This is a genomic window from Pseudomonas sp. RA_35y_Pfl2_P32 (genome assembly GCF_963970735.1).
Taxonomy (GTDB): domain Bacteria; phylum Pseudomonadota; class Gammaproteobacteria; order Pseudomonadales; family Pseudomonadaceae; genus Aquipseudomonas.
The window spans coordinates 61,731-86,146 of record NZ_CAXAQF010000023.1 but is presented as its reverse complement, the minus strand read 5'-3'; the positions used below and the strand labels follow the sequence as shown (position 1 = coordinate 86,146).

The following is a 24,416-nucleotide window of genomic DNA, read 5'->3' as shown; positions in this document are numbered from 1 at the left end:
CACACCGCCACCGGCGGTTTTTTTAAGGGGTCAGGGTATGAATGATAAGGCGTCGTCTGCAAAGGGTTCCGAAGATCCGATCCTGCAATGGGTAACCTTCAAGCTGGACAATGAAACCTACGGCATCAACGTGATGCGCGTCCAGGAAGTCCTGCGCTACACCGAGATCGCGCCAGTGCCGGGTGCGCCCAGCTACGTGCTGGGCATCATCAACCTGCGCGGCAACGTGGTCACCGTGATCGACACCCGCCAGCGCTTCGGCCTGATGAATGCCGAGATCAGCGACAACACCCGCATCGTGATCATCGAGGCCGACAAGCAAGTGGTCGGGATCATGGTCGACAGCGTGGCGGAAGTGGTTTACCTGCGTCAGTCGGAAATCGAGACCGCGCCCAACGTCGGCAACGACGAGTCGGCCAAGTTCATCCAGGGCGTGTGCAACAAGAACAACGAACTGCTGATCCTGGTCGAGCTGGACAAGATGATGAGCGAGGAAGAGTGGTCGGACCTGGAGAGTATCTGATTGATTCTCGAAGTGGCTGTTACTGTCCTGGGGTTGCTGTGGATCGGCACCCTGGCGATTTTCCTCGCCTATACCCGCAAACAGCGGGTACTGGCCGTGGCCGTGGCCCAGGCCGATGCGCTGCGTGACCAGCGGATCAAGGAACTGGCCCGGCGCGTCGATCATTACCAGGACGGTACGGTGCGCATGGGTGAAGAGCTGCAAGAATTGCGGGTGCTGGTCGAGCCGTTGCCGGACAAATTGACCCGGATCGAACAGCGCGACCCGACCAGCCTGTCATTCGCCCAGGCCGCGCGCCTGGTGGGCATGGGCGCCAGCGTCGACGAACTGACCCACTCCTGCGGCTTGACCCAGGCCGAGGCGGAGTTGATGAGCAAGATGCACAAGGGCTGAGTGTCAGGTGCTAGGCATGTTGCTGGCACCGGCCCCATCGCGGGCAAGCGGAGCGGCTCCCGGGCCGCCCCACACCCGTGAACCAAGCATTCCTCTCTATCCTCAGATGGGGATTACGCTGTCGTAGTCTCCGGCCCTTAGCTTTTTCAGACCCCGCTATCTTGTGGTCGTAACCCGTCATTAGTAGTTTGATTTGTTCAAACATATTCAGTCCCAGGAAGGTTGATGATCGACATTTTGCGCGGTACACCGCTGTGGGTTTATGCGGTTTTTCTGATCCTGACTTATTACGGTGTCATCGCCTGCTTCAAGAATTACGTATCGAAAAGGTCATTGCAGATCACACCGGTGATATTCGTGACCCTGTCCGTGGTTTCGTTGGATCTCTCCCCAGGTGTAGTCATTCCACTATCGGCCTATGCACTCGGGCTATTGGCAGGATGGTTAGCCGCATTGTGTTTTTACTCGTACACGAATGTGAAGTGCGTGGGGGAAGCGTTGGAGTTGGGCGGTACAGTCAAGGTGCTGATGGTGTATTGGGGTTTCTTTGCATGGCGTTACTACCTTGGCTATCAGGCAGCGATGTATCCGGAAATGGCCAATGAATCGGCATGGTCGGCACTGGGGGCTGGTCTAATCAATGGATTGATTGTTGGTCGCAGTCTCAAGCTTTTGCGGTTTTTCAAGTTTGAAAGCATCACGCCATCGGAATTGATGAGCAAGATGCACAAGGGCTGACTGCCAGGTGCTATGCCTGCTGCTGGTGCCGGCCCCATCGCGAGCAAGCTCCCACGGTAATGTGCAGTGCTTGCAGATCTTGCATACACCCCCCAATCTGTGGGCGCTGACACTTCAGTAGTCATCCCCGCGATGGCTGATGTCTTTCTCAAGCTGCTTCGAGTCCAGATCATGCCCTTGAGGAAACTTGCCCTTCAGATTCCAGGCAAACGCAATGATCTCGGCAATGGTGCGGTACAGCTCTTCCGGGATGCTGTCGCCCAACTCCATCCGCGCCAGCAGGCGCACCAGTTCAGCATTCTCGTAGATCGGAACCTCATGCTCGCGGGCGATTTTCAGGATGGCTTCGGCCAGGGCGTCGTCGCCTTTGCCGGTGAGCGTGGGGGCGTGCTGGCCGTCGTATTTGAGGGCGATGGCCTGGCGGGGCGGGTTGTTGTGGTTCATGCGGTGTCGTCCACCCAGCGTTGTTCGAGACGGGTTTGTGGGCCTTGGGGAGGGATGCCGAGGTGGCAGTCGAGGTCGCCGACGTTGAGGCCGCAGGCATGCAGTTGCGCACGCAAGTGGTCCAGGTGCTGCTCGATCAGGCTGGCGGTGTAGGGGCGTTCGGCCCAGAGCTGGCTGGACAGGCTGCCGCGCACCAGTTGCGCCTGCACCTGCAGTGGCCCCAGGGGCTCGAGGTCGAACGCCAGGTCGACCCGCCACAGGTGCTGGCGGGCTTCGCGTTCGGCGGGTTTTTCCTTGGGGTCCCTGGGCGGTGGGTCTTCGCGCTGCACCTTGACCTGCAGCGGCACGATGTCCTGCAGGTTGCGCATGGGGATTTCCAGTTGCCAGGTGGTTTGCAGGCGGCCGTCCTCGGTCATGCCGGTCTGCTCCAGGCTCGACAATTGGTGGCTTTGCAGGCGCGAGATCGCGGCGGCGGCCAGGCGCAGCAGGTGTTCCAGGTCGCCTTCCTCGGTCAGGTTCTGCAGCAGCCGCGAGGGCAGGGGGAAGCCACCCGGTGCCGGTTTGGCGCTGACTTGGCCGAGGGTGCCGAGGGCGTTGCGCACAAAGCTCGGCAGGGCCTGGGCCAGGGTGTTGGCGGCCAACGCGGCATTGAAGCTGGGGTTGGTCGGCAGGCCGGGGGCCAGTTGGGCGATCAGGCGCAACAGATTGCCCTTGAGGTCGTCTGCCGGCGCCGGATGCTGTCCGGCGAGCAATCGGCTTTCGAGAAACAGCCCGCTGTTGAGCAGCGCTTGCGCCAGCCCCTTGGCACTGGTCAGGTGCTGGATCTCGGGCAGGCTGGCAAGCAGTTTGTCGACGCTGGCGCGAACTTCAGGGGATTGCCCATCGGCCGGCAGGTTCTGCAAGGCCTTGAACACCGCGTCCAGTGAACCTTGGCGACTCTGCTGGGTGTGCAACTGTTGGCTGATCGCCAGTTGTTCCTGGCGAGTGCTCAGGGGCACGAAGCTTAAGGTGTGCGCGTCCTGGACCTGGGCACTGAGCAGGGTGCCGATGCGCAGCGGCTGCGGGCTGTCGATGTTCAGGGTGCTGCCGCTGAGCGCGCTGTTGAGCAGGCTGACCATCGAGCGGTACACCGCCGGTTGCCCCGGGGTCTGCGGCTGTAACTGGGTGGTCAGCACCTTGCCCTGCAGCAGGGTGCCCACCGGCAATTGTGTGGTGTCAATGCGCGACAGGGCCGCGGCATTGCTGGTCTGGCTGGAGAGTGGACTGATGGCCAGGCTGCCGGCCGAGGGTTGGGTGATGGCCAGGCTGGCACCCAGGGCCAATGGCAGGCTGCTGGTGGCCGATACGGTGGTCTGGCGCCCGCCGGCCAGGGTGATCTTGAGCAGCAGCTGGAACATCTGCTGGTCCTGCTTGAGTGACAGGACTTCGGCCTTGGCGCTCTGCCCGGCACCGATCAGGCCGTCCACCGGGGTCAGCAGCTTGAGCACCTCGCCACTGGCCTGCGGGCGCGGCGTGGCAGGTGCCGCGGGGGGCAGGGGAGGAAGGTTGATCTCAGCGGTCATCGGTCACACCCTGTCGAAATTGCCCTCTTGAGAGTAGGACATGACATGTATAATGCCGCCCGTCTCCAAGGACGCGTGGCGAAAACACCATAAATGTTGACCCAGCTCTCTGGAGCAGGCCGTCAATGCATCTATGCTGCACCACTTTAACGGCCGATCCACTGCCGACTTGAACCGTAAAGGCCCGCGATCTCTTGACCATCCCTCTACTAGAAGCCGTAGCGCTCGCCTGTGAGCGAGACTGGCGGATGCTCTTCGAAAACCTCGGATTGCGTCTGGATCGCGGTGACATGCTGCAGATCAGCGGCCCCAATGGCAGCGGCAAGACCAGCCTGCTGCGCCTGCTCGCCGGCCTGATGCAGCCGACCAGCGGCCAGGTGCTGCTCAATGGCGAGCCGCTGCACAGCCAGCGCACGGAGCTGGCCCACAACCTGTTGTGGATCGGCCATGCCGCCGGCATCAAGGACCTGCTGAGCGCCGAAGAGAACCTCAGTTGGCTCTGCGCCCTGCACCAGCCGGCCAGCCGCGAGGCCATCTGGCAGGCACTGGCGGCCGTCGGGCTGCGCGGATTTGAAGACGTGCCGTGCCATACCCTGTCCGCCGGTCAGCAACGCCGGGTGGCCCTGGCGCGCTTGTACCTCGACAGCCCGGCGCTGTGGGTCCTCGACGAGCCGTTCACCGCCCTGGACAAGCAAGGTGTCGCCCAGTTGGAAGGGCACCTGGCCGCCCACTGTGAACAGGGCGGCATGGTGATTCTGACCACTCACCACACCATGACCCGGATGCCGGCCGGTTACCGCGATATTGATCTGGGGCAATGGGCTGTATGAGTGTTTTTGCGCTGTTGGTGGCCCGTGAGGCCCGGTTGTTGTGTCGCCGTCCGGCGGAGCTGGCCAACCCCCTGGTATTTTTCGCAATTGTTGTCGCATTGTTTCCATTGGCGGTGGGACCTGAGACTCAATTGTTGCAAACCTTGTCTCCTGGCCTGGTCTGGGTAGCGGCCCTTTTATCGGTTTTGCTCTCGCTGGACGGGCTTTTCCGCAGTGATTTCGAGGACGGATCCCTTGAGCAGTGGGTCCTTTCGTCGCACCCCCTGGCTCTTCTGGTTTTGGCCAAGGTACTGGCACACTGGGCGTTTTCCGGCCTGGCACTGGTATTGCTTGCGCCGTTGCTGGCCTTGATGCTCGGTTTGCCTGCCGCCTGTCTGCCGGTTTTGCTCTTGTCGCTGTTGCTGGGTACACCGGTGCTGAGCCTGCTCGGTGCGGTCGGCGCGGCGCTGACGGTGGGTTTGAAGCGTGGCGGCTTGCTGCTGGCGCTGTTGATTCTGCCGTTGTATATCCCGGTGTTGATCCTGGGCAGTGGCGCCTTGCAGGCGGCACTTCAGGGCATGCCGGCGACCGGGTATCTGCTGTGGCTTGGGAGCCTGACCGCCCTGGCAGTTACCCTGACACCCTTTGCAATAGCTGCTGGCCTGAAGATCAGCGTCGGCGAATAATGAGGTCTGGTCAAAAAACGACCAGTAAAGACCCTGGCTTTTCGTGTTGACGAAAAGCAACCGTGATGGAAACAGCAATGAACTGGACCTGGTTTCACAAGCTCGGCTCGCCCAAGTGGTTTTACGGCATCAGCGGCAAAATGCTGCCCTGGCTGAGTATCGCCGCCGTGTTGCTGATCGGCATTGGAGTGGTCTGGGGCCTGGCGTTCGCACCGCCGGACTACCAGCAAGGCAACAGCTTCAGGATCATCTACATTCACGTGCCGGCGGCCATGCTGGCGCAGTCGGTGTATGTGATGCTGGCGGTCTGCGGCATCGTCGGGCTGGTGTGGAAGATGAAACTGGCCGACGTCGCCCTGCAATGCGCGGCCCCCATCGGTGCCTGGATGACCGCCGTGGCGCTGGTCACCGGGGCGATCTGGGGCAAGCCGACCTGGGGGTCGTGGTGGGTCTGGGATGCGCGACTAACGTCGATGCTGATCCTGCTGTTCCTGTACTTCGGTCTCATTGCGCTGGGCAACGCCATCAGCAATCGTGACAGCGCCGCCAAGGCCTGCGCGGTGCTGGCGATTGTCGGGGTGATCAACATCCCGATCATCAAGTATTCGGTGGAGTGGTGGAACACCCTGCACCAGGGCGCGACCTTCACCCTCACTGAAAAGCCGGCCATGCCGGTGGAAATGTGGCTGCCGCTGCTGCTGACGGTGTTGGGTTTCTACTGTTTCTTCGGCGCGGTGCTGTTGCTGCGCATGCGCCTTGAAGTGCTCAAGCGCGAAGCCCGGGCCAGTTGGGTGAAAGCCGAAGTGCAAAACAGCCTGGAGGCCGCCTCATGAGTTTTGCTTCATTGGGCGACTTCCTCGCCATGGGCCATCACGGTCTTTATGTCTGGTCGGCCTATGGCATCTGCCTGGCGGTACTGGCCCTCAACGTGGTCGCGCCGATCCTGGCCCGCAAGCGTTATCTGCAACAAGAGGCGCGTCGTCTGCGCCGGGAGAACAGCAAGTGAATCCGCTGCGTAAAAAACGTCTGCTCATCATTCTCGCGATCCTGGTGGGGGTCGGCGCTGCTGTCGGCCTGGCCTTGAGTGCCTTGCAGCAAAACATCAACCTGTTCTACACCCCGACCCAGATCGCCAATGGCGAAGCCCCGCAAGACACGCGCATCCGCGCCGGTGGGATGGTCGAGGCCGGTTCCCTGAAACGCTCCGGCGATTCGCTGGACGTGAGGTTCGTCGTCACCGACTTCAACAAATCCGTGACCATCACCTACCGCGGCATCCTCCCGGACCTGTTCCGCGAAGGGCAGGGCATCGTCGCCCTGGGCAAATTGAATGCCGAGGGCGTGGTGGTGGCTGACGAAGTGCTGGCCAAGCACGACGAGAAGTACATGCCGCCGGAAGTGACCAAGGCGCTCAAAGACAGTGGTCAATCCGCCCCGACACCCGTGAAGGAGGGTTGATCCATGACATCCGGCATCTTTATTCCCGAGTTGGGCCACCTGGCGATGATCCTCGCCCTGTGTTTTGCCATCGTCCAGGCCATCGTGCCGTTGCTTGGCGCCTGGCGCGGTGACCGCATGTGGATGGGCCTGGCCCAGCCGGCTGCCTGGGGGCAGTTCGCGTTCCTGGCGTTTTCCTTCGGTTGCCTGACCTATGCCTTCATGGTCGACGATTTCTCCGTCGCCTATGTGGCCAACAACTCCAACAGCGCCTTGCCGTGGTACTACAAGTTCAGCGCCGTGTGGGGCGCCCACGAAGGTTCGCTGCTGCTGTGGGCGATGATTCTTGGCGGCTGGACGTTTGCCGTGTCGGTGTTCTCGCGGCAATTGCCCCAGGTCATGCTGGCGCGGGTGCTGGCGGTGATGGGCATGATCAGCACCGGCTTCCTGCTGTTCCTGATCCTCACCTCGAACCCGTTCAAGCGCATCCTGCCGCAGATGCCCACCGATGGCGCCGACCTCAACCCGTTGCTGCAGGACATCGGCCTGATCGTTCACCCGCCGATGCTGTACATGGGCTACGTCGGGTTCTCGGTGGCATTCGCCTTCGCCATCGCCGCCTTGATGGGCGGTCGCCTGGATGCCGCATGGGCCCGTTGGTCACGTCCGTGGACCATCGTCGCCTGGGCGTTCCTGGGCATCGGCATCACCCTCGGTTCGTGGTGGGCCTACTACGAACTCGGCTGGGGCGGCTGGTGGTTCTGGGACCCGGTGGAAAACGCCTCGTTCATGCCCTGGCTGGTCGGCACGGCGCTGATTCACTCCCTGGCAGTCACCGAAAAACGGGGTGTGTTCAAAAGCTGGACCGTGCTGCTGGCGATCGCTGCCTTCTCCCTGAGCCTGCTGGGGACCTTCCTCGTGCGTTCCGGGGTCCTGACGTCGGTCCACGCCTTTGCCTCGGACCCTGAGCGTGGCGTGTTCATCCTGATTTTCCTGCTGTTTGTGGTGGGTGGCTCGCTGACCCTGTTCGCCCTGCGTGCGCCGGTGGTCAAGAGTCATGTGGGCTTTAACCTGTGGTCGCGGGAAACCCTGCTGCTGGGCAACAACCTGGTGCTGGTGGTAGCGGCCTCGATGATCCTGCTCGGTACCCTGTATCCGTTGATCCTGGACGCCATGACCGGCGCCAAGCTGTCGGTTGGCCCGCCGTACTTCAACGCCTTGTTCATTCCATTGATGGCGTTGTTGATGGTGGTGATGGCCGTCGGCGTGCTGGTGCGTTGGAAGGACACCCCGGTGAAATGGCTGGTGGGCATGCTCACCCCGGTGTTGCTGGGCAGCGCTGCGCTAGCGGTAGTGGCCGGGATCGCCTATGGCGATTTCAACTGGGCCGTGCTGGCGACCTTCATGCTCGCCGCCTGGGTGTTGTTGGCCGGGGTACGCGACATTCTCGACAAGACCCGCCACAAAGGCCTGATCAAGGGCCTGCCGACCCTGACCCGCAGTTACTGGGGCATGCAGATCGCGCACCTGGGGATCGCCGTGTGCGCCCTGGGCGTGGTGCTTTCCAGTCAGAACAGCGCCGAGCGCGACCTGCGCCTGGAGCCAGGCGAGTCGATGGAGCTGGCCGGCTATCACTTTGTGTTCGAGGGGGCCAAGCACTTCGAAGGGCCGAACTTTACCTCCGACAAGGGCACCGTGCGGGTGATCCGCAACGGCAAGGAAGTCAGCGTGCTGCACCCGGAAAAGCGCCTGTACACCGTGCAGAACTCGGTGATGACCGAGGCCGGGATCGACGCCGGTTTCACCCGTGACATCTACGTCGCCCTCGGCGAGCCCTTGGGCGAAGGCGCCTGGGCCGTGCGGGTACACGTCAAGCCGTTCGTGCGCTGGATCTGGTTCGGCGGCCTGCTGACCGGCTTTGGCGGGTTGCTGGCGGCCATGGACCGGCGCTATCGGGTCAAGGTGAAAAGCCGGGTGCGTGAAGCGCTGGGCATGTCGGGAGCGACTGCATGAGACGTTGGTTGATGGTGTTGCCACTGGCGCTGTTTCTGCTGGTGGCGGTGTTTCTGTACCGCGGGTTGTACCTCAATCCGGCGGAGTTGCCTTCGGCAATGATCGGCAAGCCATTCCCGGAGTTCAGCCTGGTCAACGTGCAGGGCGACAAGACCCTGACCCGCGCTGATCTGCTGGGCAAACCGGCGCTGGTCAACGTCTGGGGCACCTGGTGCATTTCCTGCCGGGTCGAGCACCCGGTGTTGAACAAGCTGGCCGAGCAGGGCGTGGTGATCTACGGGGTGAACTATAAGGACGTCAACGCCGATGCCTTGAAGTGGCTGGCCGAGTTCCACAATCCGTACGTGCTGGACATCCGTGACGAGGAGGGCTCCCTGGGCCTGAACCTGGGCGTCTACGGTGCGCCGGAAACCTTCTTCATCGACGCCAAGGGCATCATCCGCGACAAGTACGTGGGGGTGATCGACGAGGTGGTCTGGCGTGAACAACTGGCGGCCAAGTATCAGGCGCTGGTCGATGAGGCCAAGCCATGAAGCGCTGGTTTGCCGCTGTGGTCCTGGGCTTGAGTCTGGCCGGGGTGGCCCACGCCGCCATCGACACCTACGAGTTCACCAAGGACGGGGATCGCGAGCGCTTTCGCGAACTGACCAAGGAACTGCGTTGCCCCAAGTGCCAGAACCAGGACATTGCCGATTCCAACGCACCGATTGCCGCCGACTTGCGCAAAGAGATTTTCCGCATGCTCGGCGAGGGCAAGGACAACCAGCAGATCATCGACTTCATGGTCGACCGCTATGGTGACTTCGTCCGCTACAAACCTGCCCTGACCGGCAAGACCGCTCTGTTGTGGTTCGGCCCGGCCGGGCTGCTGCTCGGTGGCGTGGTGGTGATTGCCCTGATCGTCCGTCGTCGGCGCGTTGAACGCGCGGCTGGCAAGGACACGCTTTCTGCCGAGGAGCGCGAGCGCCTCGACCAACTGCTGGACAAAAACACTGATGATTGATTTCTGGCTTGCCGCAGGTCTGCTGCTTCTGGTTGCCCTGAGTTTTCTGTTGATCCCGGTTCTGCGTGGCCGTCGTGCCCAGCGTGAAGAGGATCGTACCGCGCTGAACGTGGCGCTTTACCAAGAGCGGGTGGCTGAGTTGCAGACGCAGCAGGCCGAAGGCGTGCTCGATGCCACACAAATGACCGCCGGGCGTGATGAAGCCGCCCGTGAGCTGCTGGCCGATACCGAAGGCGCCGACACCGCTCGGGTGTCCCGTTTGGGCAAGCCGTTGCCGTTGCTGGCGGCGATCCTGGTGCCAGTGCTGGGCCTGGGCTTGTACCTGCAGTTTGGTGCCAGCGACAAGGTCGAGTTGACCCGCGAATTCGCCCAGGCACCGCAGTCGATGGAAGAAATGACCTTGCGCCTGGAGCGTGCCGTGGCGGCCCAACCGGATTCCGCCGAGGGCCTGTACTTCCTGGGCCGTACCTACATGGCCCAGGACCGCCCGGCGGACGCGGCGAAGATTTTCGAGCGCACCGTAGCCCTGGCCGGCCGCCAGCCCGAACTGCTCGGCCAATGGGCCCAGGCCCAGTACTTTGCCGACAACAAGAAATGGTCGGACAAGGTCCAGGCGCTGACCGACGAAGCTCTCAAGGCCGATCCGAAGGAAGTCACCAGCCTTGGCCTGCTGGGCATCGCCGCCTTCGAAAGCGAGCGCTACCAGGACGCTATCGACTACTGGAACCGCCTGTTGGCGCAACTGCCGGCCGAGGACAACTCCCGTGCCGCGCTGCAAGGCGGCATTCAGCGGGCCACGGAAAAACTCCAGGAAAGCGGCGCGACTGTCGCCAAGGCGCCAGCCGTCGCGGCCAAGCCGGTGGCCTTGCTCAAGGTGTCGGTCGACCTGTCGGCCGAGGTCAAGGCCAAGGTCCAGCCGGGTGACAGCGTGTTCATCTTCGCCCGTGCCGTATCCGGCCCACCGGCTCCCCTGGCAGCCAAGCGCTTGACCGTCGCCGACTTGCCGGTGACCGTGGAGTTGGGGGACGCGGATGCAATGATGCCGCAGTTGAAACTGTCGAACTTCCCTGAAGTCCAACTGGTTGCACGGGTATCCCGCGCCGGTCAACCGACTGCCGGCGAGTGGGTCGGGCGCAGCCAGCCGATGGCCAGCAGCACCACCGCGCCGCAATCGTTGACCATCGACAGCCCGGACCAATAATCAGGAAATGCCGCTATGACCGTACTTGCTCGAATCACCCTGCTCAGCCTGGTTCTTGGGTTAAGCGCCTGTACGGTCCAGCAGCCGACTCCGGACACCAGCCCGCTGCCGCCGATCCCGCCATCGGGCCCGACCACCAAGCCCAAGCCCTCGACGGCACCCAGCAAACCGGTGACGCCGAGCAAGCCGGCCAAACCCCTGCCACGCACCTCCGCCAGCTTCGCCCCGCCACCGGGCGGCAACAGCCACTGGGACGCGAAACTGGGGGTCTACGTCCTCGACGACCAGAGCAACGTCTTCTACCGCCAGCGCACCTACTACCGCTGGAACAACGGCTGGAGCCGCAGCATCAGCCCGCAAGGGCCGTGGGAAGAGACCGATATTCAGGGCGTGCCTTCGGGGTTGGGCAGGCAGTTCGGGCAGTAAAAATAACAGCGCCTTGGGCTTGATCGGTGAGTTTCCGAATGTTGCCGTCACTGGAACCCTGTTGCCGGTTGATTTAGATTTCCCGGTCATTCCAGGGAGTCAGGAGTCTTCATGCACAAGTCGGTGTTAAATCCCTCCAGTGTTTTCAACTCGCTGCAGTACGGGTTCAGCCAGGCGGTTGAGGTCAATGGCGGGCGTCGTTTGCTGTTGTCCGGTCAGGTCGGTGTCGATGCGCATGAGCGTACGGTAGCGCCTGGCTTGCGTGAGCAGACCGACAAGGCGTTCGACAATATCGTGGCGGTCCTGGGCGAGGCGGGCGGGGATCTGTCCCATGTGGTGATGATGCGGATCTACATCGCCGAGGCCGCGCGCGATGAACAAGCGCAGATCACCCAGGTGTTGCTGGAGCGCTTCCCAACCAATCCGCCAGCGTCTTCGTGGGTGATTGTCAGCGGGCTGTCCTTGCCGCAGTGGCTGATCGAAGTGGAAGTGGAAGCGATGTTGCCCTAGAACGGGCAGCGACAAAAAAGGCGACCCGCGGGTCGCCTTTTTCAGTTTTAGCGCCGCTTATTGGCCGCTGTAGATCTTGTCGAAAATCCCACCGTCGTTGAAGTGGGTCTTCTGCACGGTGCGCCAGTCACCGAAGGTTTTTTCCACCGACAGGAAGTCGACTTTCGGGAAGCGGTCGGTGTACTTGGCCAGTACGGCCGGGTCACGTGGGCGCAGGTAGTTGGCGGCGGCGATTTCCTGGCCTTCCGGGGACCACAGGTACTTCAGGTATTCCTCGGCAGCGGCACGGCTGCCTTTCCTGTCGACGACTTTGTCGACCACGCTGACCGGTGGCTCGGCTTCGGCGGAGACGCTTGGGTAGATCACTTCGAACTGGTCGCGACCGAATTCGCGGGCAATCATTTCCGCTTCGTTCTCGAAGGTCACCAGCACGTCGCCGATCTGGTTGGTCATGAAGGTGGTGGTGGCCGCACGGCCGCCGGTGTCGAGGACCGGGGCTTGCTTGAACAGTTTGCCGACGAAGTCCTTGGCCTTGTTCTCATCGCCGCCGTTCTTCAGCACATAGCCCCAGGCGGACAGGTAGGTGTAGCGGCCGTTACCCGAGGTTTTCGGGTTGGGCACAATCACCTGGACGCCGTCCTGGAGCAGGTCGGGCCAGTCTTTCAGGGCCTTGGGGTTGCCCTTGCGGACGATGAACACGGTGGCCGAGGTGAACGGTGCGCTGTTGTTCGGCAGGCGGGAGACCCAGTTGTCCGGGATCAGTTTGCCGTTGTCGGCCAGGGCATTGATGTCGGTGGCCATGTTCATGGTAATGACGTCGGCCGGCAGGCCGTCGATCACCGAGCGTGCCTGTTTGCTGGAGCCGCCGAAAGACATCTGCAGGGTGATGGTTTCGTTGTGCTCGGCTTGCCAGTGTTTCTGGAAGGCAGTGTTGTAGTCTTTGTAGAAATCGCGCATCACGTCGTAGGACACGTTAAGCAGGGTCGGTGCGGCTTGAGCCACGCTAGCGAGGGTCAGGCCTGCGGCCAGGAGTGAGGCGCCAAAGATCTTTTTCACTGCACATTCCTTTTGTTCGAGAGAGTGAAGGCATTTTGCCGTCGACTATAGCCGGGCTCCTATAGTCCTTTAAAGATTAAAAAGTACTTTGCTTATTCGATTTTCTTAAATAACGCATTGCCGCAGCGCGAGCAGAACGCTGCGCCGTGCTCATGGTTGTTTTTCTTGCACACTGGGCAGTCGTGTTGCAGTTGTTCGCCGCGCATGGCGTTGGCCAGTTCCGCGGTGAAGATGCCCGTCGGCACGGCGATGATCGAGTAACCGGTGATCATCACCAGCGATGAAATGACCTGGCCCAGGGGGGTCTTGGGCACGATGTCGCCGAAGCCCACGGTGGTCAGCGTGACGATCGCCCAGTAAATGCCCTTGGGGATGCTGGTGAAGCCGTTCTGCGGGCCTTCGATCACGTACATGAGGGTGCCGAACACCGTCACCAGGGTGCACACGCTGACCAGGAACACCACGATCTTCTGCTTGCTGCCGCGCAGCGCCGACATCAGGTAGTTGGCTTGCTTGAGGTAGGGGCTGAGCTTGAGCACGCGGAAGATCCGCAGCATGCGGATGATGCGGATGATCAGCAGGTACTGGGCGTCGCTGTAGTACAGGGCGAGTATCCCCGGCACGATCGCCAGCAGGTCCACCAGCCCGTAGAAACTGAACGCGTAGCGCAATGGCTTGGGCGAGCAGTACAGGCGCAATCCGTATTCGATGGCAAAGATGAAGGTGAAGCCCCACTCGATGTACGCCAGCACGTTGGCATAGTCGCGGTGGATGCTGTCGATGCTATCGAGCATCACGATCACCAGGCTGGCGAGGATGATCAACAGCAGGATGCCGTCGAAGCGCCGTCCGGCCTGGGTGTCGCTCTGGAACACGATGACGTGAAGCTCTTCACGCCAGTTTTTGCTGCTGTCCATGGGGAACGCCTGAATCAATGATCAGCGCAGCCTAGGTTGATTCTCCTCCCGAGTGCAAGGCGTATGGGGAGCAGTGGCCTTCGCAAACACGTGAAGGGCGCTGCGCACCAGCCAGCAGGCAAGTATGAACGGCGCGGTCAGCGTGGGCAGACCGATGGCGGCAAACAGCGGCGTCAGCAACAGGGCCAAGGTTATGCCGACCAACGGCAGCCACGGTTGTGGGCGTTGCGCGCTGAGGGCGAGGGCGGCGAGCACGGCGTTATAGCCACCGAGGCCGAGCAATGCGCCGTAGAAGTCGTGATGCAGCATGCTCCAGCCCATGCCCGCGACAGAGGCCAGCAATGCCCAGCAGAAGGCGCGGCGGTCGGCGATCAGCAATCCGGCGGCAATCAGCGCACCGGCCAGCGGATGCCCCAGGAACATCACCTGGCCAATGCCTTTGAGGGGCGCGGCGAGCATGTTCAGCGTGCTGACTTCGATCAAATGGGCGGTGGTCGGGGGCGTGGCGAAACACAGCAGCAACCAGCTCAGCACGACGAAGGGCGTGGTGTAGGCCGGCAGGTATTGGCTGAGCCGCGCGCGCTTGAGCCACTGTTGCGTGATCATTGCGCTCAGGCCGCCGGCGGCCAGAATCAGCGGCGGCAGCAGTGCCGACCAGGGGAAATACAGGCTCAGTAACAGTCCAAGCAGGACGCCGTTGTAGCTGAACAGTCCGGCCTGGCGATCAGCCTTGGCATAGTTGCGGCGTTGCGCGGTCAGCAGCCCGGCGACACCGCCCAGCAAGGCACCGCCAAGCAGGGCCGGGGCGGTGAACAGGATGGCTGAAAGAATCAGCAAACCGCACAGCGGATTGCGCTGGAGGAAGATTTGGCTGAAGCCGTTGAGCAAGGCTTCGGCCCAGTCGGGGCAGTGGCTGTTGAAGTGGTTGGCAGGCATGGCAGTTCTGAAAGGTCAAAGGGAGCGAGCCTGCTCGCGAGGAGGCCGGTATGGGCGCTCTAGATCAACGTCTCGATGCGCAACGAGTTAGTCGATCCCGGCTGGCCGAAAGGCACACCGGCGGTGATCAACAAGGTGTCGCCGCGCTGGGCCATGCCTTGGGCCTGGGCAATCTCCAGGGCGGTGGAGCAGACCTCGTCGACCTGGCGCAAGCGGTCGTTGACCACCGAGTGCACGCCCCAGGCCACGCTCAGGCGACGGGCAGTGGGCAGGTTCGGGGTCAGGTTGAGGATCGGCACCGCCGGCCGCTCCCGCGCCGCACGCAAGCTTGAGCTGCCCGACTCGCTGTAGTTGACCAGGACCGCCACCGGCAGGATGTTGCTGATGCGGCGGATCGCACAACTGATGGCGTCCGAGGTGGTGGCTTCGGCTTTTGGTCGGCTGACGTCCAGTTGCGCCTGATAGTCCGGGCCGCTTTCGACCTGGCGGATGATCTTGCTCATCATCTGCACGGCTTCGAGCGGGTACTCACCGGAGGCGGTTTCCGCCGACAGCATCACCGCGTCGGTGCCTTCGGCCACGGCGGTGGCGACATCGGTGACCTCGGCGCGGGTCGGCGCCGGGGAGAAGCGCATGGATTCGAGCATCTGGGTTGCCACCACCACCGGCTTACCCAACTGGCGGCAGGTGCGGATGATGTCTTTCTGGATCTGCGGCACGCTTTCGGCCGGCACCTCCACCCCCAGGTCGCCACGGGCCACCATGATCGCGTCACTCAGCTCGGCGATTTCCCGCAGTTGCTCGACCGCCGAGGGTTTCTCGATTTTCGCCATCAGGAACGCCTTGTCGCCGATCAGGGCGCGGGCTTCGCGGATGTCCTCGGGACGCTGCACGAACGACAGGGCCACCCAATCCACCCCCAGTTCCAGGCCGAAGCTCAGGTCACGCCGGTCCTTGGCGGTCAGCGGGCTGAGGTCGAGCACCGCTTGCGGCACGTTGACGCCCTTGCGATCCGACAGCTCGCCGCCATTGAGCACGGTGGTGTCGATGGCGTCGGCATACGTGCTGACCACCCGCAGGCGCAGCTTGCCGTCGTCCAGCAGCAGGTCCATGCCCGGCTCCAGCGCCGCGATGATTTCCGGATGGGGCAGGTTGACCCGGCGAGCGTCGCCCGGCGTGGGATCGAGGTCCAGGCGCAGGGCCTGGCCGCGCACCAGTTGCACCTTGCCTTCGGCGAATTTGCCGACCCGCAGCTTCGGGCCTTGCAGGTCCATCAGGATGCCCAGCGGGTAATTGAGCTGGCGCTCGACTTCGCGGATCCACTGGTAACGCTGGGCGTGGTCGGCATGATCGCCATGGCTGAAGTTCAGGCGAAAGATGTTGACCCCAGCCTGCACCAGCTCACGGATGTCTTCGATGCCGTCGGTGGCAGGCCCCAGGGTGGCGAGGATTTTGACCTTTTTGTCAGGCGTCATGGTTTGGGCTCTCGAGGATCAGGATGGCGCGGAAGTCGTTGACGTTGGTGCGGGTCGGCTCGGTGACGATCAGGGCGTCGAGCGCCTGGAAGTAACCGTAGCCATTGTTGTTGTCGAGTTCGGCGCTGGCGCTCAGGCCCAGGGCGGCGGCGCGGGCGTAGCTGTCCGGGGTCATCAGGGCGCCGGCGTTGTCTTCGGAGCCATCGATGCCGTCGGTATCACCGGCCAGCGCATAGACGCCTGGCAGGCCCTTGAGGCTGTCGGTCAGGCTCAGCAGGAACTCGGCGTTGCGCCCGCCACGGCCATTGCCGCGCACGGTCACGGTGGTTTCGCCACCGGACAGAATCACGCAGGGCGCCGCCAGCGGCTGGCCATGCAGCACTACCTGGCGGGCGATGCCGGCGTGGACCTTTGCCACCTCGCGGGACTCGCCTTCCAGGTCACCCAGGATCAATGGACTGAAACCGGCCTGGCGAGCTTTCACTGCCGCCGCTTCCAGGGATTGCTGGGGGCGGGCGATCAATTGGAAATGGCTGCGGGCCAGGCTCGGATCACCGGGTTTTACCGTTTCCGATTCGGGGCTTTGCAGCCAGTTGCGCACCGAAGCCGGAACCTCGATGGCGTAGCGTTTGAGGATCGCCAGCGCCTCGGCCGACGTGCTCGGGTCGGCCACGGTCGGGCCGGAGGCGATCACGGTGGCGAGGTCGCCCGGGACGTCGGAAATGGCATAGGTGTACACCGTGGCCGGCCAGCAGGCTTTGCCCAGGCGCCCGCCCTTGATGGCGGAGAGGTGCTTGCGCACGCAGTTCATCTCGCCGATGGTCGCGCCGCACTTGAGCAGGGCTTTGTTGATGGCCTGCTTGTCGGCCAGGGTAATGCCGGCTGCGGGCAGTGCGAGCAAAGCCGAGCCGCCGCCGGAGAGCAGGAAGATTACCCGGTCGTCTTCATTCAGGTTGCTGACCAGCTCCAGTACGCGCTTGGCCACGGCCAGGCCAGCGGCGTCCGGTACCGGGTGGGCGGCTTCGACCACTTCGATTTTTTCGCACGGCGCGCCGTGACCGTAGCGGGTGACCACCAGCCCGGACACTTCACCCTGCCAGCAGCGCTCTACCACCTGGGCCATGGCGGCCGCGGCCTTGCCGGCACCGATGACGATCACCCGACCGCTGCGGTCTTGGGGTAGATGAGCTTCGAGGACCTGTTGCGGATGGGCCGCGTCAATGGCGGTGGCGAACAGGTCGCGCAGGAATTGTTGCGGATCGACCGACATGGCGGGCTCCCGGAATTCTTGTTATTGGGATGGAACGAGCACGTGTTGGCCGCTCGGGTCCTTGTGGGAGCTGGCTTGCCTGCGATTCAGACGACGCGGTTTATCAGGTACACCGCGGCGATTCCATCGCGGGCAAGCCCGCTCCCACAAGAAGAACGGGTGGCCCCAAAGATTTACTTATCGCGAATCGAGAAATTCGCCATGTGCTCCAGGCCCTTGATCAGCGCCGAGTGGTCCCAGTTGCTGCCGCCGATGGCCGCGCAGGTGCTGAACACTTGCTGGGTGTTGGCGGTGTTGGGCAGGTTGATGTTCAGTTCTTTGGCGCCTTGAAGGGCCAGGTTCAGGTCCTTCTGGTGCAGGCTGATGCGGAAGCCTGGATCGAAGGTGCCCTTGATCATGCGCTCGCCGTGGACTTCAAGGATCTTCGAGGAGGCAAAACCGCCCATCAGTGCTTCACGGACCTTGGCCGGATCGGCGCCGTTTTTCGAGGCGAACAGCAGGGCTTCGGCCACCGCCTGGATGTTCAGCGCAACGATGATCTGGTTCGCCACCTTGGCGGTTTGACCGTCGCCATTGCCGCCCACCAGGGTGATGTTCTTGCCCATGGCCTGGAACAGCGCCAGGGCGCGTTCGAAGGCATCGGCATCGCCGCCGACCATGATGCTCAGGGTCGCCGCCTTGGCGCCCACTTCACCGCCGGACACCGGGGCGTCGAGGTACTGTGCACCTTTTTCGTTGATCCGGGCGGCGAAGGCTTTGGTCGCGGTTGGCGAGATCGAGCTCATGTCGATCACCACTTTGCCTTTGCCAACGCCGGCGGCAACGCCATCGGCGCGCAACAGCACGTCCTCGACCTGGGGGGTATCCGGGACCATGACGATGATGAATTCGGCTTCCTGGGCGACTTCTTTCGGGTTCGCCAGGGCGACGGCGCCCGCAGCGATCAGATCGGCAGGGGCAGCGTCGTGGTGTTGCGAAAGGAACAGGCTGTGCCCGGCTTTCTGCAGGTTTGCCGCCATTGGGTGGCCCATGATGCCGGTGCCGATGAATCCGATTTTAGCCATGAGAAAATCCTCTTGTTTTTATTGCTGCTGCAAACAAATGGGCAACTGCTGCTCTAGGTAGGAGCGAGCTTGCTCGCGATAGCGGTGTGTCAGGCAATATGGATGTTGGATTTGCCGGACTCATCGCGAGCAAGCTCGCTCCTACAGGGGGAGCAGCGTTAGATTGCGTTGTGGGTTTTCAGCCAGCCCAGGCCTGCTTCAGTGGTGGTCAGCGGCTTGTATTCACAGCCAACCCAACCCTGGTAGCCGATGCGGTCCAGGTGTTCGAACAGGAAGCGATAGTTGATCTCGCCAGTGCCCGGCTCGTTGCGGCCCGGGTTGTCGGCCAGTTGGATGTGGTTGATCTCGTCCAGGTGCGTGGTCATGGTGCGGGCCAGGTCGCCCTCCATGATTTGCATGTGGTAGATGTCGTATTGCAGGAACAGGTTGGCACTGCCCACTGACTCGCGAATCGACAGTGCCTGCGCGGTGTTGTTCAGGTAGAAACCCGGAATGTCGCGGGTGTTGATGGCTTCCATCACCAGCTTGAGGCCGGCGGCTTGCAGCTTGTCGGCGGCGAACTTGAGGTTGGCGACGAAGGTTGCTTGCACCGTGGCATCGTCCACGCCTTGTGGGCGAATGCCGGCCAGGCAGTTGACCTGGGTATTGCCCAGCACTTTTGCGTAGGCGATGGCCAGGTCGACACCGGCGCGGAACTCTTCCACGCGATCGGGGTGGCAGGCGATCCCGCGTTCACCCTTGGCCCAGTCACCGGCCGGCAGGTTGAACAGCACTTGGGTCAGGCCGTGGGCTTCCAGCTGGGCCTTGATTTCGGCGGAGCTGAAGTCGTACGGGAACAGGTATTCGACGCCACTGAAACCGGCCTTGGCGGCCGCTTCGAAGCGGGCAAGAAAATCCTGTTCAGTGAACAGCATGGACAGGTTGGCTGCAAAACGCGGCATGGTGGACTCCTGTAAATCTCTGGTGAGCGTTCCCGGATCCTGTGTGGGAGCGAGCTTGCTCCCACAGGATGCGAGAACGATCCTACAAATTAATCAAGCATCGAAATTGCGGTTGGCGCGTCGTTGCCGACCAGCGCCAGGTCTTCGAATTCGTTGACCGCGTTGATCTCGGTGCCCATGGAAATGTTGGTCACGCGCTCCAGGATAATCTCGACGATCACTGGAACCTTGAACTCCTCGATCAGGGCCTCGGCCTTGCGCAGGGCAGGGGCGATGTCGGCCGGCTCGAAGACCCGCAGGGCCTTGCAACCCAGGCCTTGGGCAACCGCGACGTGGTCCACGCCGTAGCCGTTGAGCTCCGGTGCGTTGAGGTTGTCGAAGGACAGCTGCACGCAGTAGTCCATGTCGAAGCCACGCTGCGCCTGACGGATCAGGCCCAGGTACGAGTTGTTGACTACCACGTGGATGTACGGCAGCTTGAACTGCGCGCCCACCGCCAGTTCTTCGATCATGAACTGGAAGTCGTAGTCGCCCGAGAGTGCCACAACCTTGCGGCTCGGGTCAGCCTTGACCACCCCCAGTGCGGCCGGAATGGTCCAGCCCAGTGGGCCGGCCTGGCCGCAGTTGATCCAGTGGCGCGGTTTGTAGACGTGCAGGAACTGCGCGCCGGCAATCTGCGACAGGCCAATGGTGCTGACGTAGCAGGTGTCTTTGCCGAACACCTGGTTCATCTCTTCGTAGACGCGCTGTGGCTTGACCGGCACGTTGTCGAAGTGGGTCTTGCGGTGCAGGCTGGCCTTGCGCTGCTGGCAGTCCTGCAGCCAGGCGCTGCGGTCCTTGAGCTTGCCGGCGGCTTTCCATTCGCGCGCCACTTCAATGAACACTTTCAGGGCCAGGCCCGCGTCGGAGACGATGCCTTGATCAGGGGTGAAGACCCGCCCGATCTGGGTGGGCTCGATGTCGACGTGAATGAACTTGCGGCCTTCGGTGTAGACGTCAACCGAGCCGGTATGACGGTTGGCCCAGCGGTTGCCCACGCCCAGCACCACGTCAGACTTGAGCATCGTGGCGTTGCCATAGCGGTGCGAAGTCTGCAGGCCGACCATGCCGACCATCAACGGGTGGTCGTCGGGGATCGTGCCCCAGCCCATCAGTGTCGGGATGACCGGAATGCCGGTCAGTTCGGCAAATTCCACCAGCAGCTCGCTGGCATCGGCGTTGATGATGCCGCCGCCGGCCACCAGCAATGGGCGCTCGGCTTGATCGAGCATCGCCAGGGCTTTTTCGACTTGTTTGCGGGTTGCCGCTGGCTTGGCCAATGGCAGCGGTTCGTAGGCGTCGATGTCGAATTCGATTTCGGCCATCTGCACGTCGAACGGCAGGTCGATGAGCACCGGGCCAGGACGGCCGGAACGCATTTCATAAAAGGCTTTCTGGAACGCGTAAGGCACCTGGCCGGGTTCCAGTACGGTGGTCGCCCATTTGGTCACCGGCTTGACGATGCTGGTGATGTCGACGGCCTGGAAGTCTTCCTTGTGCATACGGGCGCGGGGTGCTTGCCCGGTGATGCACAGGATCGGGATCGAGTCGGCCGAAGCGCTGTAGAGCCCGGTGACCATGTCGGTGCCGGCAGGGCCGGACGTACCGATGCACACGCCGATGTTGCCGGCCTTGGTGCGGGTGTAGCCCTCGGCCATGTGCGAGGCGCCTTCAACGTGGCGAGCGAGGACGTGATCGATGCCGCCGACCTTTTGCAAGGCGGAGTACAGCGGGTTGATCGCGGCTCCCGGGATGCCAAAAGCGGTATCAACCCCTTCACGGCGCATCACCAGAACGGCGGCTTCGATTGCTCTCATTTTGCTCATGGTTTTGTGCCTCTTTACGTTTTGTAATTGTATACAAGTGGCTTTGCGCAGAGTGTATTCACGGCGGATGGCGCAGGTCAATCCATTTTCTCAAGCGCTCGTTTCATTCGGCAAAAGCCCATAAACACTGTGGCGTTTCGTCGCACGAGGCGCATTTCGAAAATTATTGTATACAAAAAAATACTTCATTGTGTTCTATTTGTTGCATCGGACTGCGGCATCCACCCGCGTCCCACGGCTTTGTGAAAAACAAAATGAGGACGGCACCATGAGCGCTCTAACCTTGAAAGTCGCAGTCAACCTGGCCAGTCAGGCCATTGCCGCGGGACGTGCCATTGCGGCAGCGCCCCTGACCATCGCGGTACTGGATGCCGGTGGGCATCTGATTACCCTGCAACGTGAAGACGGCGCCAGCCTGCTGCGCCCGCAGATCGCTATCGGCAAGGCCTGGGGGGCGATCGCACTGGGCAAGGGCTCGCGCCTGTTGGCGCTGGATGCCCAGCAACGTCCCGCCTTCATCGCCGCGCTCAATAGCCTGGGGCAGGGCAGTGTGGTGCCGGCGCCGGGCGGGGTGCTGATTCGCGATCAGCAGGGCACTGTGCTGGGCGCCGTGGGCATCAGCGGGGATCTGTCGGACATCGACGAGCAGTGCGCGATCAATGCGATCGAGGCGCTGGGGTTGCGGGCGGATGCGGGGGTAGCGGCTTGATTTTGGATTGATTGATCTATTGTCATCGCCAGCAGGCTGGCTCCCACAGGGTTTGTGGTAGGACACAAGATTGTCTGAATGCCAGAATCCCCTGTAGGAGTGAGCCTGCTCGCGATAGCTATTTTCCAGTCACATCCAGCCAATAGTTTGCCCACCCACTTGAATCCACAGAGCTAGGCTTCTCATGACCTGATCATGGAGGCAAGGAATGCCGGATTCACCTGCTGCACACCGATTGCGAATAGGGCGCTATGCCGAAACCAGTCGAATTTATCTGTTAACCACCAATACACTTCACAGGGCCCCGGTTTTCAGGGATTTCACCTTGGGCAGGCTGGTGCTCGATCAGTTTCGAAATGCACAGAATCTAGGCTTTGCGAACTCGTTGGCCTGGGTGGTCATGCCAGATCATTTTCATTGGTTAATTGAGTTGCAGAGGGGAGCTTTGAGTGCGCTGATGCAGAAAACCAAGTCGATGAGTACCAAAGCTGTGAAGCAGTCTACCGGTCGAACTACCGGTCTCTGGCAGAGAGGATTTCATGATCGTGCACTGCGGCGGGAAGAGGGTTTGGTGAAATTGGCTCGATATGTAGTAGCCAACCCGTTGCGGGCTGGACTGGTGGAGAAGCTTGGCGACTATCCGTTGTGGGATGCGATTTGGGTTTGAGCTGAAACCGGGTTGCCTTCATCGCGAGCAGGCTCACTCCTACAGGGAAATGCATTTCAATGTGAGAGCGAGCCTGCTCGCGAAGGCCGCGCAGCGGTCTATCAGTCCGGCTCGCAGCCCTTGAGCACCAGGCGGATGATGGTCTGTGCGGCGGCTTCGTAGTCTTCTTCGTCGAGCTTGGCCTTGCCGGTGACGGCGGAGATCTGCCAGTCGAAGTCGGCGTAGGTCTGGGTTGCGGCCCAGATGCTGAACATCAGGTGGTTGGGGTCGATCGGGGCGATCTGGCCGCGGTCGATCCAGGTCTGGATGCATTCGATATTGTGCTTGGCCTGTCCGTTGAGCTGTTCGACCAGGTCGGCGCTCAGGTGCGGTGCGCCGTGCATGATCTCGCTGGCAAACACCTTGGAGGCAAACGGCAGGTCGCGGGAGATGCGGATCTTGGAGCGGATGTAGCCGCTGAGCACTTCGCTGGGTACGCCATCGGCGTTGAACGGCGTGGAGGCCTGCAGGATCGGCTCGATGATGCTTTCCAGAACCTCGCGGTAGAGGTTTTCCTTGGACTTGAAGTAGTAATAGACGTTGGGCTTGGGCAAACCCGCCTTGGCCGCGATGTCACTGGTTTTGGTCGCAGCGAAGCCTTTGTCGGCAAACTCTTCACTGGCGGCACGCAGGATCAGTTCTTTGTTGCGCTCGCGGATAGTGCTCATAAACCAAGGTGTTCCTTGCCGATACTGGCGGTGGCGCATGGTAGCACCGGCCTTGCGCAGCGCTCAAGAATGCCCATTGGCCCGATGGCAGGCTATGCTGCGCAACATCCATTCCCGAAGGAAACCATGCGCCATGGCAGGAAGTAGTTTGCTGGTACTGATCGACGATATCGCCGCCGTGCTCGATGACGTCGCGCTGATGACCAAGATGGCCGCGAAAAAGACCGCGGGCGTTCTCGGTGACGACCTGGCACTCAATGCCCAGCAGGTGTCCGGCGTGCGGGCGGAGCGGGAAATTCCGGTGGTCTGGGCGGTGGCCAAGGGCTCGTTCATCAACAAGTTGATCCTGGTGCCCTCGGCGCTGGCCATTAGTGCGTTCGTGCCCTGGCTGGTGACGCCGCTGTTGATGCTCGGCGGCGCCTACCTGTGTTTCGAGGGCTTTGAAAAGCTGGCGCACAAGTTTCTCCACAGTCCGGCGCAGGATCAGGCCGAGCATGCGCAGTTGGTCGAGGCGGTAGCGGACCCTGCGGTCGACCTGGTGGCGTTCGAGAAGGACAAGATCAAGGGCGCGGTGCGCACCGACTTCATTCTCTCGGCGGAAATCATCGCCATCACCCTGGGCACCGTGGCTGATGCGCCGCTGACCCAGCAGGTGATCGTGCTGTCGGGCATTGCCATTGTCATGACTGTCGGGGTCTATGGCCTGGTGGCGGGCATCGTCAAGCTCGACGACCTCGGCCTGTGGCTGACCCAGAAGCCTTCGCAGATTGCCAAGGGCGTCGGCGGCGCGATCCTGCGGGCTGCGCCGTACATGATGAAAAGCCTGTCGGTGATCGGCACGGCGGCGATGTTCCTGGTCGGTGGCGGGATCCTGACCCACGGTGTACCGGCCGTGCATCACTGGATCGAAGGCGTGAGCCAGAGCGTTGGTGGCTGGTCGTGGATCGTGCCGAGCCTGCTCAATGCGGTGGCCGGGATTGTCGCGGGGGCGGTGGTGTTGGCGGGGGTGATGGTGGTGGGTAAGATCTGGAAATCTGTCAAAAGCTGATGCTGTGGCTGGAAAA

The 24,416-nt window shown here is 62.1% G+C and carries 28 protein-coding genes; 17 read left to right on the top strand and 11 right to left on the bottom strand.

Annotation, left to right across the window (positions count from 1 at the left end):
- Window positions 1-37: 37 nt before the first annotated feature.
- The 3 genes from AACY45_RS22175 to AACY45_RS22165 all read left to right on the top strand — a co-directional run bounded on the left by AACY45_RS22175 (window position 38) and on the right by AACY45_RS22165 (window position 1,654).
- A complete protein-coding gene (locus AACY45_RS22175; protein WP_095169961.1) occupies window positions 38-523 on the top strand; it encodes a chemotaxis protein CheW in 486 nt (161 codons plus the stop codon).
- Complete coding sequence (locus AACY45_RS22170; protein WP_339547390.1) at window positions 524-916, top strand: DUF2802 domain-containing protein; 393 nt, start codon at window positions 524-526, stop codon at window positions 914-916.
- A gap of 225 nt (window positions 917-1,141) precedes the next feature.
- Entirely contained in the window at window positions 1,142-1,654 is a 513-nt protein-coding gene (locus AACY45_RS22165; RefSeq protein WP_339547389.1) for a hypothetical protein, read from the top strand.
- A 114-nt stretch (window positions 1,655-1,768) separates the two neighbouring features.
- On the opposite strand, the gene AACY45_RS22160 is transcribed toward AACY45_RS22165, so the two are convergent.
- A complete protein-coding gene (locus AACY45_RS22160; protein WP_339547388.1) occupies window positions 1,769-2,098 on the bottom strand; it encodes an EscU/YscU/HrcU family type III secretion system export apparatus switch protein in 330 nt (109 codons plus the stop codon).
- The gene (fliK, locus tag AACY45_RS22155) at window positions 2,095-3,660 is read right to left on the bottom strand and encodes a flagellar hook-length control protein FliK (RefSeq protein ID WP_339547387.1); all 1,566 of its coding nucleotides are present in this window, start codon (window positions 3,658-3,660) and stop codon (window positions 2,095-2,097) included. Before fliK ends, AACY45_RS22160 begins: the two co-directional genes overlap by 4 nt.
- Before the next feature lie 248 nt (window positions 3,661-3,908).
- On the opposite strand from fliK, the gene ccmA reads away from it, so the two are divergent.
- From ccmA to AACY45_RS22100, 11 genes are all read left to right on the top strand, one after another.
- A complete protein-coding gene (ccmA, locus tag AACY45_RS22150; protein WP_339547386.1) occupies window positions 3,909-4,490 on the top strand; it encodes a cytochrome c biogenesis heme-transporting ATPase CcmA in 582 nt (193 codons plus the stop codon).
- A complete protein-coding gene (gene ccmB / locus AACY45_RS22145; protein ID WP_095169955.1) occupies window positions 4,487-5,155 on the top strand; it encodes a heme exporter protein CcmB in 669 nt (222 codons plus the stop codon). The genes ccmA and ccmB overlap by 4 nt, the downstream gene beginning before the upstream one ends.
- Window positions 5,156-5,232: 77 nt before the next feature.
- Complete coding sequence (locus tag AACY45_RS22140; protein WP_095169954.1) at window positions 5,233-5,988, top strand: heme ABC transporter permease; 756 nt, start codon at window positions 5,233-5,235, stop codon at window positions 5,986-5,988.
- A complete protein-coding gene (gene ccmD, locus AACY45_RS22135; RefSeq protein ID WP_095169953.1) occupies window positions 5,985-6,161 on the top strand; it encodes a heme exporter protein CcmD in 177 nt (58 codons plus the stop codon). Before AACY45_RS22140 ends, ccmD begins: the two co-directional genes overlap by 4 nt.
- Window positions 6,158-6,613: a cytochrome c maturation protein CcmE gene (ccmE, locus tag AACY45_RS22130; protein ID WP_159994420.1), complete on the top strand. Its 456-nt coding sequence runs from the start codon at window positions 6,158-6,160 to the stop codon at window positions 6,611-6,613. Before ccmD ends, ccmE begins: the two co-directional genes overlap by 4 nt.
- Window positions 6,614-6,616: 3 nt before the next feature.
- Window positions 6,617-8,605, top strand: a complete 1,989-nt coding sequence (locus AACY45_RS22125) for a heme lyase CcmF/NrfE family subunit (RefSeq protein ID WP_339547385.1) — start codon at window positions 6,617-6,619, stop codon at window positions 8,603-8,605.
- Window positions 8,602-9,138: a DsbE family thiol:disulfide interchange protein gene (locus tag AACY45_RS22120; protein WP_339547384.1), complete on the top strand. Its 537-nt coding sequence runs from the start codon at window positions 8,602-8,604 to the stop codon at window positions 9,136-9,138. Before AACY45_RS22125 ends, AACY45_RS22120 begins: the two co-directional genes overlap by 4 nt.
- Window positions 9,135-9,608 (top strand): cytochrome c-type biogenesis protein, encoded by a 474-nt coding sequence (locus AACY45_RS22115; protein WP_339547383.1) that lies wholly within the window; start codon window positions 9,135-9,137, stop codon window positions 9,606-9,608. The genes AACY45_RS22120 and AACY45_RS22115 overlap by 4 nt, the downstream gene beginning before the upstream one ends.
- Window positions 9,601-10,809, top strand: coding sequence for a c-type cytochrome biogenesis protein CcmI (gene ccmI / locus AACY45_RS22110; RefSeq protein WP_339547382.1), 1,209 nt, complete (start codon window positions 9,601-9,603; stop codon window positions 10,807-10,809). Before AACY45_RS22115 ends, ccmI begins: the two co-directional genes overlap by 8 nt.
- 15 nt (window positions 10,810-10,824) lie before the next feature.
- Window positions 10,825-11,235, top strand: a complete 411-nt coding sequence (locus tag AACY45_RS22105) for a hypothetical protein (RefSeq protein WP_339547381.1) — start codon at window positions 10,825-10,827, stop codon at window positions 11,233-11,235.
- A gap of 111 nt (window positions 11,236-11,346) precedes the next feature.
- Window positions 11,347-11,745 carry a RidA family protein gene (locus tag AACY45_RS22100; RefSeq protein ID WP_339547380.1) on the top strand — a complete coding sequence of 133 codons (399 nt, stop codon included), beginning with the start codon at window positions 11,347-11,349 and terminating at the stop codon, window positions 11,743-11,745.
- Between the two features lie 57 nt (window positions 11,746-11,802).
- Here AACY45_RS22100 and AACY45_RS22095 read toward each other — a convergent pair whose 3' ends face one another.
- The 8 genes from AACY45_RS22095 to gcl form a co-directional block, all read right to left on the bottom strand.
- The gene (locus AACY45_RS22095) at window positions 11,803-12,801 is read right to left on the bottom strand and encodes a sulfate ABC transporter substrate-binding protein (protein ID WP_339547379.1); all 999 of its coding nucleotides are present in this window, start codon (window positions 12,799-12,801) and stop codon (window positions 11,803-11,805) included.
- A 92-nt stretch (window positions 12,802-12,893) separates the two neighbouring features.
- Window positions 12,894-13,718, bottom strand: coding sequence for an ion transporter (locus tag AACY45_RS22090; protein ID WP_339547378.1), 825 nt, complete (start codon window positions 13,716-13,718; stop codon window positions 12,894-12,896).
- A gap of 21 nt (window positions 13,719-13,739) precedes the next feature.
- On the bottom strand, window positions 13,740-14,654 hold the full coding sequence (locus tag AACY45_RS22085; RefSeq protein WP_339547377.1) for an urea transporter: 915 nt from the start codon (window positions 14,652-14,654) through the stop codon (window positions 13,740-13,742).
- 59 nt (window positions 14,655-14,713) lie between these two features.
- Window positions 14,714-16,129: a pyruvate kinase gene (gene pyk, locus AACY45_RS22080; RefSeq protein ID WP_339547376.1), complete on the bottom strand. Its 1,416-nt coding sequence runs from the start codon at window positions 16,127-16,129 to the stop codon at window positions 14,714-14,716.
- Window positions 16,119-17,399 (bottom strand): glycerate kinase type-2 family protein, encoded by a 1,281-nt coding sequence (locus AACY45_RS22075; RefSeq protein ID WP_339547375.1) that lies wholly within the window; start codon window positions 17,397-17,399, stop codon window positions 16,119-16,121. Before AACY45_RS22075 ends, pyk begins: the two co-directional genes overlap by 11 nt.
- Window positions 17,400-17,572: 173 nt before the next feature.
- Window positions 17,573-18,463: a 2-hydroxy-3-oxopropionate reductase gene (locus AACY45_RS22070; protein WP_339547374.1), complete on the bottom strand. Its 891-nt coding sequence runs from the start codon at window positions 18,461-18,463 to the stop codon at window positions 17,573-17,575.
- A gap of 158 nt (window positions 18,464-18,621) precedes the next feature.
- A complete protein-coding gene (gene hyi / locus AACY45_RS22065) occupies window positions 18,622-19,404 on the bottom strand; it encodes a hydroxypyruvate isomerase (RefSeq protein ID WP_339547373.1) in 783 nt (260 codons plus the stop codon).
- An 89-nt stretch (window positions 19,405-19,493) separates the two neighbouring features.
- Window positions 19,494-21,269, bottom strand: coding sequence for a glyoxylate carboligase (gene gcl / locus AACY45_RS22060; protein WP_339547372.1), 1,776 nt, complete (start codon window positions 21,267-21,269; stop codon window positions 19,494-19,496).
- 268 nt (window positions 21,270-21,537) lie between these two features.
- Here gcl and AACY45_RS22055 point away from each other — a divergent pair, with 268 nt between their 5' ends.
- Entirely contained in the window at window positions 21,538-21,978 is a 441-nt protein-coding gene (locus AACY45_RS22055) for a GlcG/HbpS family heme-binding protein (RefSeq protein WP_339547371.1), read from the top strand.
- Window positions 21,979-22,186: 208 nt separating this feature from the next.
- Window positions 22,187-22,645, top strand: coding sequence for an REP-associated tyrosine transposase (locus AACY45_RS22050; RefSeq protein WP_339547370.1), 459 nt, complete (start codon window positions 22,187-22,189; stop codon window positions 22,643-22,645).
- A 101-nt stretch (window positions 22,646-22,746) separates the two neighbouring features.
- Here the strand turns inward: AACY45_RS22050 and AACY45_RS22045 are convergent, their stop codons facing one another.
- The gene (locus tag AACY45_RS22045; RefSeq protein ID WP_095172017.1) at window positions 22,747-23,352 is read right to left on the bottom strand and encodes a TetR/AcrR family transcriptional regulator; all 606 of its coding nucleotides are present in this window, start codon (window positions 23,350-23,352) and stop codon (window positions 22,747-22,749) included.
- Window positions 23,353-23,485: 133 nt separating this feature from the next.
- On the opposite strand from AACY45_RS22045, the gene AACY45_RS22040 reads away from it, so the two are divergent.
- Window positions 23,486-24,400, top strand: coding sequence for a DUF808 domain-containing protein (locus AACY45_RS22040; protein WP_339547369.1), 915 nt, complete (start codon window positions 23,486-23,488; stop codon window positions 24,398-24,400).
- Window positions 24,401-24,416: the final 16 nt, after the last annotated feature.